The sequence below is a fragment of the Paenibacillus sp. FSL H3-0321 genome, from assembly GCF_038002865.1.
Taxonomy (GTDB): domain Bacteria; phylum Bacillota; class Bacilli; order Paenibacillales; family Paenibacillaceae; genus Paenibacillus_AQ.
This window is the reverse complement of record NZ_JBBODH010000001.1, coordinates 5,994,092-6,006,634: the sequence shown is the minus strand read 5'-3', so window position 1 is coordinate 6,006,634 and position 12,543 is coordinate 5,994,092. Positions and strand designations below refer to the sequence as shown.

Genomic DNA, 12,543 nt, shown 5'->3' with positions numbered 1-12,543 from the left:
TTAATCGATACTTTAAGAAGCGCTGGAACAATCAAGAATCACAATTTTCAACATCTCTAACGCTTCAGCTTATAAAACTCATGATAAAACTTCATCAGCGCCCTTTTTTCTATTCTTGAAACATACCTAAATACACTTAAAACCCTACCTTCACCTGTAACAGGTAATGGTAGGGTGTTGTGCAGCAGGTCTGATGTTATTGTTCCGGTCTCATGCTGCGCCGCAGCAATCGGGCTATGACCAGCAGAAGAGCTCCACCCCCAGCTACAGTAGGCTTTACCAGAAGCATCGTCTGTTCCACTGGTTCATTTAAGAAATCCCCTACTGCGTAATCAATCCCGATCATCAGTGCTGCCAATACTATTAAGGCAAAACGCCACTCCACCGTTCCGCCTATGTTGATGCCTAGAACCTTAGCGGTCCGTTCAGAGAGCACAATTCCGCTGGCAGGCAGCTTCATCGGTTCCCTGTTGTCCATGTCGAGATTGATGTAGTCACCCGTATCAGCAATCTTGACCGGCTGATTACGGCGCACCTCACCGTTGCGAAGTTCTAGTTCCCCTTCCTGAATATACTGGTAGTCATTGCCCGAGATTAGCTCAGTATTTGGAGCCACTACGCGGTTAAGCTCCGCTTTATAAGTATAGAGGTACTGGTTCTCATAACGCATCAAGGTTCTGAAGATGGTGGCCCAACTTTCAAAAAAGGCCTTGTAGTCCGCTTCAGTCCACCATTCACGCAGACTACCGTACTGGTCAACTTCGCTCTATAGTGTTGTGCGATCTATTTCCCTATACCTTCCCGGCAACGATTTGTCTTATTTTTTCCAACGGAACCTTGAGGGCCCGGTCATAGGTCAACAAACCGTTGATCTCCTGTTCCACATCGGTCAGTTGAGTATAACAAAAGCCTTGGACATGAGGCGATTGCAGCAGCGGCTCTATCACGTCGGCGAGCTTAGCCAGGAAATCCTCATCGTTGTCTGCACCGGAATAGCCCCAGCCCTCCCAATCGCTTTTCTTATAGGCAATACCCCCGAACTCCGTCACCAGAACCGGTTGGCCCGTATATGCGGTTCCCCCTACAAACAGCTCCCTGCTGTGCGGTTTTCCTTCCAACGTCCGCTCCAAGGTGCTGTAGCGCTCCGTCAAATCCTCCCGCCTCCATTCATAGTCATGGATGGTGACCAGATCCGTGGTCATCTGCTCCCAACCGTCATTGGAGATAACCAGCCTGCTGTCATCCAGGGATTTGGTCAGATAATACATCGCCATGGCATGGCGCTGCTGCCGCTTATCGATTAAGATGTTGGGCACCCCCCAGCTTTCGTTAAGGGGAACCCACACCACCAGAGACGGATGGTTGTAGTCCCGCTCCACCGCCTCCTGCCATTCCGCCGTTACCTTGCGCACATATTCCTCCGAATACGCATAGGCATTGGCCATCTCCCCCCATACCAGATAACCGAGCCGGTCCGCCCAATACAAGAAGCGGGGGTCCTCTATCTTCTGGTGCTTGCGTGCGCCGTTAAAGCCCATTTGTTTAGCCAGTTCAATGTCCTGCTTCAATGCCTCATCACTGGGAGCCGTCAGAATCCCGTCCGGGAAGTACCCCTGATCCAGCACCAGCCGCATAAAATAGACCCGGTTATTCAGCATCAGCTTGCCGGCTTCCACCGCTATTTTGCGCATGCCGAAGTAGCTTTCCGCTTGGTCCTCCTGAATGCCGTCCACGAAGAGCGTAACGGTTACGTCGTACAGATTCGGATGCTCCGGCGACCACCAGCGCCCTAATCCGTGATCGTTAAAGTCATGGAGTCCGATGGTGCGGGCTTCTTCCGCATGATCCATCGAGAAGCTGGTAGTAGCCAGATATTCGTCCTTGAAGCGGATGCCGATGGTGACTTCCGCCTTGCAGCCAACCGGAGCTTGATTAAGAAACGTGCGGATTTGGATTTCATTGCGGTCAATGTCCGGCGTGAGCTTCAGCTTCTTGATATGAAGCTCCGCAACAGGCTCCAGCCATACGGTCTGCCAGATTCCCGTTGTCCGGGTATAGAAGATAGAAGCCGAATCCTCCTTCCAATATTGCTTCCCCCGTGGCAAGGTCACATCCCTGCTGAAATCCTCGGCCCGCACCACCACAGTATTCTCTCCATCCAGCAGAGCGAACGTGATATCCGCCTGGAACGGCGTATGGCCGCCTTCGTGATAGGCTGCTTGCCTGCCGTTTACCCAGACTGTAGCCTGATAATCCACTGCGCCGAAGTGCAGGATAACCCGCCGCCCCGCCCATTCCGCCGGAATCGCAAAGCTGCGCTTGTACCACACCAGATCATGGAAAGCCGCTTCTCCAATGCCGCTCAATTTGCTTTGGTAAGTGAAGGGGACCTGAATCTGACGGCTGAAGGCTTGCTGGCCGCTGCTCCATTGCGCGGTATCGCCGACACGTTCGTCATCAAATTCAAACCCCCATGTTCCATTCAAATGCTGCCAGTCTGGTCTTACGAATTGCGGACGCGGATATTCTGTCCGCAGGATGGATGAAGTCATAGCTCACATTCCCTTCTTTTATGTTATACAAAACAAATTTCCTGCTACTCTTCCAAAGGTTTGCGGTCGTTTAACAGCTGCGGAATCTTCACGGTCACTGTCGTCCCATGGCCGACCCGGCTCTCTATGGTGATCCCGTAACCCTCTCCGAACAGCAGCCGGAGCCTGTTATGGATATTGGTTAGCCCAATGCCTTTTGTTGGTTGACCGTCTGACGCATGCTCCGGGTACTCCATGCCCAGCTTGGCTTGGAGGGCGGCCAGCACCTCCGGCTCCATTCCCTTCCCTGTATCTGTAATACAGAAGCACACATCCCCATGCGCATCCACGCTTCCGGTAACCTGGAGCCGCCCCCCTTGGTCCATCCGCTCCAGCCCGTGGTAGACGGAATTCTCCACAATGGGCTGGAGTATCATTTTGGGCGTTTTCATTTTGAGCAGCCTGTCCTCCACATCAAGCTCCATGGAGAACTTATTCTCGTACCGAATTAAGATAATCTTCATATAAGCCTGAATACAGTCAACTTCTTCCCTGATCTGTACAAGATCATCCTTTTTGATGCTGTAACGGAATATCTTAGACATGCAAAATGTAATTTGCGCAATCTCTCTGCTTCCGTATTCCAATCCGATGCTGCTGATACAGTTCAGCGTATTATAGAGGAAATGGGGATTGATCTGGCTTTGCAGGGCAGAAAACTCCGCCTGCTTCTGGCTCAGCTCGGATTCATATAATCTGGCCTGGGTATTGAACATGTCTCTTGCCATTTCCTCCATTTCATCCATCATCCGGTTAATGTCGCAGGCCAGCAAGCCCACCTCATTGGTGAACCGGACTTTAATGCGGAAGCCCATGTCCCGCCTCCCCACCCTCTTCATATCCATAACAAGTCCCATCAGCGGACGCATCAAATTGTTCATGAAAAAACTGCCTGTGATGATCATAGTTAGAATAATGCCAATTCCCACGATAATGCTGACCTTCCGCATGGGGGTCATGTCCGCAGTCAGTTCATGCACCGGAATCATACTGACGATTCTCCACCCGTCTGCCTGCTCCAAACCCTTGACCTGGACAAGAATTTCTTCCCCGTCGATGGTTTCTTTTACACCGTTAAGCAAGATGTCCTTATCCATAGATAGCACATCCCTGAACAATGTGCCGCGGGCATTGGAATTCGTGGAGGCAATCACCTCGTCCCGGCTATTTAGAATGTACAAGGTGGAGCTCTGCGTTAATTCCGTATTTTCCACAAGCCCCTGCATCTTTTCCATATTGACCATCACTGTGCAGTAACCCGTAATTTGAGAGAAATAGATTCCCCCGATAGCCTCCACAATCGGCGCGATATAAAAAAACTGTTCCGTTTCTGTTCTGTCGTCTTTTAAAATCGTAGTGAACATTCCCTTCTCCCGAAGCGAAGGATCATCCTTATACTTGCGAATAAAGGTTTCATAACGATTGATAAAAAAAATATCGCCGCTTGCGGACGCCAGACTGTAAAGCCGCCTTCCCCGGATGTCATTAATTACAATTCCGTTCACATATGAATTAAAGGATCTCATATATTCCATGAGATCCAGTGCATATGGACCACTATCAAACGCCCTTTTGTAATCATCATCCACTACGGAAAATTCCTGAATCAGTTTACTATTGACGGCAATACTGGTGCTGACCCTGATATCATTAAACACGGAATCAATCTTGCGGCGTGTTTGCTCAATCATCTGGTTGCCGTAAGTGGCGGCTCTCTTCTGGGTTAAATTAGAGAAACTATAAAAAAAATAAAATTCCATGACTGTGAATATAACGATAGAGAAAAAAAAGATAAGCCATATCTGATGTTTCAATTTCAGTTTACTGGTCTTCATGGCCCACCGCTCCGTTCATATTAACTTTTTCTGAATTTGGTGGGCGTCATCCCGCAATGCTTCTTGAAAACTTTATTGAAATAATAATAATCCACATACCCGGACTTAATGGCAATTTTCTCAATAGACAGGCCAGTTTGCTTCAGAAGCTCACGGGCTTTCTTGATCCTGAGTTCCGACACATATTCGGAGAAGGTTTTGCCCAGATTTTTTTTGAATAATTGACAGCAATACACCTGATTGATGAAGAATTGGGCGGACAAATCCTTCAAATACAATTTCTGCTCAAAGTGCCGGTCGATATAGGCTATCATCCGGTTGAAGCAGGACAGGATATCCCCTTCCTGCAAGGAGCGGCTGTTCTCTTGCCTGATGGAGGCGAGGACGTCATGCAGAAAGCTGCACATAGATTCAAAGTGTTCAAATCGTTCCTTGATCTCGGAATAATTCAGGAATTCCAGTTCCATGTCCTTCAATTCCTCGGAATATGCGTTTACAAGTATCCCCACTGCCTGATTCCACAAGTAGACAACCTCACACATGCCCAGATGATGATCCCTAAAGTATTCCTGCAGCCCTTTGATGTACACACCCACGTTGTCAAATTGATTCTCCTGAATGATACTATAGAGCCCATCAATACATGGTTTCACCAGATGAAGCTTCGGCTCGTAGTGAACGGCGCCTGCAGCTTCCTCCAGAAAAACTTGGGAGGCGGACAGGTCTGCTTCTTTAATCAGCTTGCTCATATGCTTAAGCTGGCTGGAGATGCTGCTAATGCCCACAACATGGATGCCAGTCTTATTCAGAACCAATTCATCCCAATTCCCTTCCAAACAAGCCCTATGCTCCGTCATCAGAACAACCAACATTTTTCTGGTTCCGGCTTCAACTTCCACAGCATAAACAGGCCTTCCCTCCAAAGACAGCAGCTTTCTGAAATCCTTATTCTCGCCCTCGAAATAGAGAGCAAGCACCTGGTAATAGCATACAGCCGCGCAATCGGAAAGCGGCAGGAAGCGCTTTATCTCATCCTGATCCGCTGACGTCAGCGCATCCAGAAGGAGGTGATTGCGTGCAGCGCTTCTCCGGGAGAAGTGCATGGCGAGCTTCGCAATGAACTGATCAGCCATATCAACATCCAAAGGCTTCAGGAAATAATCCAGCGCGCCGTAACGCATCGCTTCCTGGGCGTATTCAAATTCCGCATATCCGCTTACGATAACAAACTCAATGTTCATACCATGTGCTTTGGCCCTCTTCATCAGATCCAGTCCGGAAATGTCCGGCATACGGATATCAGTAAACACCAAATCCGGTTCCTTCGCTCTTATGGCATCCCACGCTTTGTAAGCGCTTGTAAACTGTCCAACGATTTCAAAACCATACTTATCCCAGTCAAAGGCGTTGCGGATTCCTCTAATCGCCCACGACTCATCATCTACAATCATGACCTTGTACATGGGTATCCTCTCCTGAACATATGGATTAATAGAATAACTGTTCGAGAATAACAAATGAAATACGGATAAACCACGGTGAAGAACAATAGATGGCTTATCCGTATACAATGAATTACTTTTTGTTGGCTATGACTTCTCTGTAGTTCTTCACATTCTCATCTTGAACAGCCTTACCGCCGGCGTCCATATATTCTTTCACCAGCTTGTCATACAAGGCATCGAACTCTGCCGGCTTGGCAACGACCAGCCTGTCAATCATTTGCTTGTTCATGTCACCGAGCGTTTTGCCGTACTTGATATTAGCTTCGTTCGGGACGCCATAGTAGAAGCCGGTATAGCCGTCTGTCGTATTGATCTTGTACGAATCGATAGCCAGCTTCTCATAGTTCTTATCTCCGGCTGCCAAAGCTGCTGCATATGTTCTGACATTCTTTTCGGTATCGCCCAGCTCTGCGCCGTTTACAACCAGAGTATAATCCAGATTCAGATTGCTCATTTGCATATTTTCTCCGGTTTGGGCAATCCCCTGGGGGATGCCGTCTACCAGCTTGTGGTTGATGCCTTCTTGGCCGAACTGCAGGAAGAACAATACTTCCGGGTTAGCCATCCAGTTCAGATACTTCATGGCCAGCTCCGCATTCTTGCTGCTTTTCGGGATAAAGGAGAACAGCCCGTTCTCATTATATACCTCTTTCAGGTACTTCCCCTCATAGTTCTTGAAGGTATCTACAGGCACATAGTTGGCATCCGGCGCATTTTGCAGCAGCGGATCACGAATTTTCTGCAGCAGCGGATAATCCCAGTTGGCAGCGTAGAAGCCTACCTTGCCGTTGCTCACATCGGCATCCGCTTGCTTGGTTGTTTTGTCCAGCGCAAAATCGGGGCTGATCAGCTTCTCATTGTACAGCTTGTTCAGCCATTCGAATGCCTCCTTGTTGCCGGGCTTCAGCCAGTTGGTGGTGGTAACGAATTCCTCCTCCGACATGTCACCCCAAAAGGATTGTACCAGGTTGCCGAAAGTGTAATTCATGCCCGCAGCCGCTGTGGCCCACGGAATGACACCATTTACATTGCCGGGGTTCTTGTCGCGGAAGGCAACCAGCACCTCGTACAATTCATCCCGGGTAGTCGGAACAGGCATGCCCAGACTATCCAGCCAATCCTTGCGGATAAACATACCGTTCCAGGCAATCAGCGTCCGCTTGCCCGGGATGGAGACTTGTTTACCATCATATTTCCCGTAGGAAAGAACTTTCTCGCCTAAGTAAGACTTCAATTGCTGGCCCTCTTTCTCAAGCAATTCATCCAGTGTATAGAGGCCATTGCTTTTGGCGTAGCGGGTTACTAAAGTCCCGTCATAGGTGAAGGAAATATCAGGCGCCTGGTTGGCAGCCATCAACACATTCAGCTTGTCTACCTCCTGGGAGCGGGGTACAGAAACATATTCTACAATGGCGTTATTAGGCTTGCCGAATTGTTCATTGACGTATTTGGTCCACATGTTGTTGTTGAGGTCCGGTTGTCCCTGAACACCTCTGTCGAACACTTCCACAGTCAAGGTTACAGGAGGATCAGAAGGTGATGCGGATGCCGCGGTTGACGCCTCTGGTGATGCCGTCTCTCCACTCTTCTTGTCATTACCGCCACAGCCTGCCGCAACACTGGCCAGAAGCATTATACTAAACATAATTGATGTTGTCTTCTTCATACCCGTATTCACTTTAAACCACCCTTTCATGCCCCTATTTATTGAAATTGTCCATGCTGTAAGTCCCTTGCATCTTTACATCCATCATCTACCAGCCCGGGAATCCCCCCCCTTCAATCTGAACAGTTTATCCTCAGCCCTTGATCGCTCCGGTCATCACACCATCTACGAAATACTTCTGCAGTTTGGGATAGATCAATAGAATCGGGATGGTTGTAAACATAACGCTGGCCGCTTTCAATGACTCAGGCACGATGTAGGAGCCGATACTTCCTTCTCCTCCTTGTTGGCTGTCGAGCTGCTGATTGGCCGAAATGATCTGGTACAGCTTCAACTGCATGGGATACAGTTCTTTTTTCGTAATGTAGAACAGAGCATCCTGGAATCCGTTCCATCTGTCCACCGAATAGAAAAGGCTTAATGTGGCAATCGAAGGCAACGAGAGGGGGAGCACAATCTTGATGAGAATGCCCAGATCCGAACACCCGTCAATAGCAGCCGATTCCTCCAGACTCTCTGGAAGAGAAGTGAAGAAGGTCTTCAGGATAATCAAGTTAAACACGCTCATGGCGCCCGGCAGCACCAGACTCCACACCGTATTCATCATGCCCAGGTTTTTAACCAGAATATAGGAAGGAATCAAACCACCGCTGAAATACATGGTGAAGACCAGGGCTGACAAAATAAAGTTTCTTCCCCACAGCCGCTTCTTCGTTAACGGATACGCTGCACAAATGGTCAGGAACATACACACGATGGTGTAAAAAATCGTAAGCACGATACTGTATCCAAGCGTATACAGCATATCCACATCGCTCAAGATGGTTTTGTACGTTTCTGTTGTGAAACCTACCGGCCACAGTCCTACTTTTTGCGAAACAATCGCTTCGTTGGAGCTGAAAGAAAGCGCTATCATGTACAGGAACGGAACGATACATGTGAAGGATAATGCCACGATAAATACAATAATCGCAATATCCGCTACACTCATTTTTTTCTTTTTGCGCATAGTGTCCGCCATCCTCACCATATCCCATCCTCACCTAATTTCTTCGCGATATAGTTGGCAGAAACCAGCAAAGTCAGGCCGACCACGGACTGGAACAATCCTACCGCTGTTGCCTGGGAGAAATCTCCCGAGCTAATACCCACTCTGTACACGAAAGTACTGATCACATCGGAGTATTCGCTAACCAGTGAATTCCCCATCACAAAGGGACGATCGAACCCGATGGAAACCATCCTGCCAATTTGGAGAATCAGCAAAATATTGATGGTTGGCTTTATGCTGGGCAGTGTAATATGCCACATTTTACGAAGCCTGGTACAGCCGTCCATATCGGAGGCCTCATACAATTCCTTATTGATTCCGGTAATGGCCGCCAGATAAATGATGGTCCCCCATCCGACATTCTGCCATACGCCAACGGAGATATAAGTGATCAGCCAAGGTGTTTTTTGCGACAGAAACTCGATCTTCTCCAAACCAAGACTAGCCATGAAATGATTGACCATACCGCTATTGGAGAACATCAGGTATACGATACCCCCAATAATAACCCAGGACATAAAGTGAGGCAGATAAAGCACGGTCTGGGTCAATTTCTTGAATTTTACCTGTCGCACTTCATTGAGCAGAATCGCCAGCAAAATAGGCGCCGGGAATCCCGCGATCAAATCCAGAACATTCAGAACAAGCGTATTCTTCAGTGCACGATAGAAGCTGTCCTGCTGGAAAATAAACCGGAACACATCCAGCCCCACCCATTCGCTCCCTCCGATTCCTGCGAAAATGTTGTAATCCTGGAATGCCATAATCAAGCCATAGATGGGAGCATATTTAAAAATGGCAATGTACGACAGAGGCAGCAGCAAAAGGGCATACAGGATAGCATCTCTTTTTATTCTGAACCAAAAAGTATTTCTCTTTTTTATTCCGACATGATTTCGTTGACTGTCTAAAACCGCTTTCATTTCTCTCATCCCTCCGGCTGTATTAAGGAGCTCTCATGTCCTTCATTATAGCTTCCGGGGCAAATAAGAAAATGTACTCCCTTAAATGAATTTGGTAATAACTTAAAATGTGGGAGGGCTACAGCAATTTTTTTCTGAATTCCTTTGGGGAGCATTGGTTGTATTTATAGAAGATTTTATAAAAATTCGCCATGTTGGGCATGCCGACCAAAGATGCCGTTTCCAATACGGAAACATCCCGCGTTAATAAAATCAGCTCCGCATTCACGATTTTTTTGTAATTTACATACTCGATAAATGTTTTTCCCATGATTTTTTTGAAGACCTTGCCGAAGTAAAAGTAATCCAGATTCATGATTTGGGCCGCTTCCTTCATATCGACCTTGTAATGGATGTTCTTTTCAATGTAGTCCAGAGCCGGCAGCAATTTCAACAGTTCAGCGTCCTTCTTGACATCCATCAAAGCACTCCTGTCGCTGCGCAACAGAGTCAATATAATTTTATAAAGAAGACTGTGGATGGCGATTTCATAACCCTTTTGTCTTTGGGCATACTCCATTGCAATTTCATGGATATAATCGAAAATCCGCCGTTTCACCTCAGGACTCTCCACAAATATATCATTGAGGCTGCTGTACAGCCGGCCGGCTTCCGTAACATATTTCATATATGGGATGAGATCCTGCCCCAGATACTTGAGAATGTCGAACTGGAGAACAATATAATCCATTACACCCTCATCCTTATATGAGTGATGGGGCTCGAAGGACCCGATGATGGCAACATCGCCGGCAGACAGCTTGAACACCCTGTCTTTGGTATATATACTGAATTCGCCTCTGACGACAGCTATAAGCTCCAGCTCATGATGGTAATGCCATTTGCCTACAGCCCTTTCATTCCGGTGCTGGTGCAAAATCCTCACTGGCTGCAGAGGATTTTCATATACAATTTGCTCACTGATATGATTGGCCATCTTATTCTCCCTGCCATTTCGGCTATGATGATTTTGCTCCTATTATAACAATCAATCTGCACAAAACTATCCCCCCAAGTGGAAGTGGACACAGAAAAAAGCCATAGCCCGCAAAATCACTTTTGCAAGTTGTGGCTTTTGCGGTTTGTGATTTTTCGGGTTATTATTTTGTTTGCGCCTGCTGGGTGGGGCCATAATTGGCGGCGCCGGTAAATTGGACATCTTCCGTAGAGGGGTAGGTTTTGGGCACACGCAAATCCCGCTGATACAGCCTCAAATGCTCGCCTCGCGGGAATATGTCGACCACATCACAGCCTCGCCACGAAATCGAATATTCCTCGCCACGCGCCGTTTCTGTTACAACCACAGTCTCTAAGGAATGCTCCAGTTCCACTTTTGCCCCTGCCGCTACATTCCTGAAGACGGCAAGCTTGCCCTCCATTTCGGGAGTATAGGCTGTTCCATTGATTTTGGCCCGGATATCCTTACCCATCCATTCATACATCCGTATGGCAACATGGCAATGCTGCTTAGGCGTGACGGACATATAGCCTGATTCGGGATAATCCATGGTCACCGAGGCTTGTTCGGTTTCCTTATCAACGGGAATATTGACGAAGAGCGTTCCATTATGAAATTCAACGGACCTGTTCCACACAATCTCCAACGCTACAGGCGCCATTCCTACACAGCAGCCTGCAATGGAGCGGAACTTGGACAACGATATGGAGTTAACCAATGCACCTCCGGTAAAGCCTCCAATCATTCTCTTGTCAATGTCTCTGTACGTAATTCCGTTGGCGTCAGGTCTTGTATTGTCTGTAACCACATAGGAGGAAACCTTCACCTGATTTTCCACCAGTTGGTTTCGCGCAAACAGGGTCATATCCTTCCAGTATTCCTCGTAACCCGCAAGAATCAACTCATTGGCGCATTCGATCATATCTTTGATGCAGCAGGTTTCACAGTGTTCCTCGTTCAGGGGATGCCATTGTGCATACTCGGGAACCCACCCGAAGGAAGAGGACAGGGAACGGATATAGTCATAGATCCCTTTGCCGGCAAGGATGTACCGCTGCTTGCCAGTGGTACGGCCAAGCCGGACGAGTCCGGATGCAACCCAGCCCGCCGAATGGATATGGCCGAAAAATTCCATTTTATAATTAAAGTAACGCGAGGGTCCCAAAAGATGGTTGGCAATGCCAATGGCCAAATCAAGAGAGACCTCGTCCTTCGTGATCTCATACCTCCGTACCAGAGAATGAAGCACGATTGCATTGCGGATAGCCTGCTCGCCCCGCCCGCTGTGTCTGGTCATATCAAAGCCGTCGTCTTTCAGATAGACATCATTGGGGAATTCGTAGACCGGCTCCTTCTCTTCATTATCGCCTGACCAGAAGGTTCTCACCTTCCGCTCTATCACCAGCGAACGCAGCCCTCGTATAAGTTCAGAGGCCCTCTTCTCCGCCTCCTGATCCCCGGGATGATTCTCTATCATCTTGTTCAGCGCCGGAAGAATATAACCCATTTCGTGAAAGGAGCTGTGATTCGTATGGGTCCAGGGATACTGTTCATGGAAGCGAAGTCCATGCTCTCCCCAAGATTTCATGACATGCCGGTAAAAGGATTGCTGAACCGAAGCACCCTCTTCTGTCTTCAGCATTTTCCGGACAGCATCAATGGCTTCATACCAGGAGCCAACCAGCTCCGCATCGTCCACCCGGCAGTGGGCCGCTTCAGCAGGCTTTTTATGAGGCAACACAAGCCAGTACGGAAGGTTGTCCGCCTTCTCATCCACCATGGACGTCAAATACCCCAGCACAAGCCTCGCATTTTTTAAAGGCTCGAATTTTTCATATATCTGTTTTGGCATATTCATCCCTCCAAGATTTCCGCAGGTTTATCATACCGATCATACCGCTCGGGGTCCCTGGAATGAAATCAGCCTTTTAGTGAGGTTTGTATGCTTTTTTGTCTTCACTCATTAGCAGGCAAT

General features: G+C 48.0%; 9 protein-coding genes and 1 pseudogene. All 10 read right to left on the bottom strand.

The window, feature by feature from the left end; translation table 11 throughout:
* Positions 1-56 precede the first annotated feature (56 nt).
* Positions 57-125: pseudogene (locus MHI45_RS35275) on the bottom strand (RNA polymerase subunit sigma); the annotation flags it as partial.
* A 71-nt stretch (positions 126-196) separates the two neighbouring features.
* A complete protein-coding gene (locus MHI45_RS26930) occupies positions 197-616 on the bottom strand; it encodes a hypothetical protein (RefSeq protein ID WP_144024298.1) in 420 nt (139 codons plus the stop codon).
* 175 nt (positions 617-791) lie between these two features.
* A complete protein-coding gene (locus MHI45_RS26925) occupies positions 792-2,552 on the bottom strand; it encodes a glycoside hydrolase family 2 protein (RefSeq protein ID WP_076110454.1) in 1,761 nt (586 codons plus the stop codon).
* Between the two features lie 44 nt (positions 2,553-2,596).
* Positions 2,597-4,426: a sensor histidine kinase gene (locus MHI45_RS26920; RefSeq protein WP_076110453.1), complete on the bottom strand. Its 1,830-nt coding sequence runs from the start codon at positions 4,424-4,426 to the stop codon at positions 2,597-2,599.
* Between the two features lie 20 nt (positions 4,427-4,446).
* Complete coding sequence (locus MHI45_RS26915) at positions 4,447-5,889, bottom strand: response regulator transcription factor (protein WP_076110452.1); 1,443 nt, start codon at positions 5,887-5,889, stop codon at positions 4,447-4,449.
* A gap of 112 nt (positions 5,890-6,001) precedes the next feature.
* Positions 6,002-7,576, bottom strand: a complete 1,575-nt coding sequence (locus MHI45_RS26910; protein WP_256718094.1) for an extracellular solute-binding protein — start codon at positions 7,574-7,576, stop codon at positions 6,002-6,004.
* A gap of 154 nt (positions 7,577-7,730) precedes the next feature.
* Positions 7,731-8,606: a carbohydrate ABC transporter permease gene (locus MHI45_RS26905; protein ID WP_076110559.1), complete on the bottom strand. Its 876-nt coding sequence runs from the start codon at positions 8,604-8,606 to the stop codon at positions 7,731-7,733.
* Between the two features lie 14 nt (positions 8,607-8,620).
* Complete coding sequence (locus MHI45_RS26900) at positions 8,621-9,571, bottom strand: ABC transporter permease (protein ID WP_076110451.1); 951 nt, start codon at positions 9,569-9,571, stop codon at positions 8,621-8,623.
* A 118-nt stretch (positions 9,572-9,689) separates the two neighbouring features.
* A complete protein-coding gene (locus MHI45_RS26895; RefSeq protein ID WP_076110450.1) occupies positions 9,690-10,547 on the bottom strand; it encodes a helix-turn-helix domain-containing protein in 858 nt (285 codons plus the stop codon).
* A 163-nt stretch (positions 10,548-10,710) separates the two neighbouring features.
* The gene (locus MHI45_RS26890) at positions 10,711-12,420 is read right to left on the bottom strand and encodes a hypothetical protein (protein WP_076110449.1); all 1,710 of its coding nucleotides are present in this window, start codon (positions 12,418-12,420) and stop codon (positions 10,711-10,713) included.
* Between the last annotated feature and the right edge of the window lie 123 nt (positions 12,421-12,543).

Coding starts and splice junctions, on each gene's coding strand:
- MHI45_RS26890 (WP_076110449.1), bottom strand. CDS start 12,420: ATGCCAAAACAGATATATGAAAAATTCGAGCCTTTAAAAAATGCGAGG.
- MHI45_RS26900 (WP_076110451.1), bottom strand. CDS start 9,571: ATGAAAGCGGTTTTAGACAGTCAACGAAATCATGTCGGAATAAAAAAG.
- MHI45_RS26905 (WP_076110559.1), bottom strand. CDS start 8,606: ATGCGCAAAAAGAAAAAAATGAGTGTAGCGGATATTGCGATTATTGTA.
- MHI45_RS26915 (WP_076110452.1), bottom strand. CDS start 5,889: ATGTACAAGGTCATGATTGTAGATGATGAGTCGTGGGCGATTAGAGGA.
- MHI45_RS26920 (WP_076110453.1), bottom strand. CDS start 4,426: ATGAAGACCAGTAAACTGAAATTGAAACATCAGATATGGCTTATCTTT.
- MHI45_RS26910 (WP_256718094.1), bottom strand. CDS start 7,576: ATGTTTAGTATAATGCTTCTGGCCAGTGTTGCGGCAGGCTGTGGCGGT.
- MHI45_RS26895 (WP_076110450.1), bottom strand. CDS start 10,547: ATGGCCAATCATATCAGTGAGCAAATTGTATATGAAAATCCTCTGCAG.
- MHI45_RS26925 (WP_076110454.1), bottom strand. CDS start 2,552: ATGACTTCATCCATCCTGCGGACAGAATATCCGCGTCCGCAATTCGTA.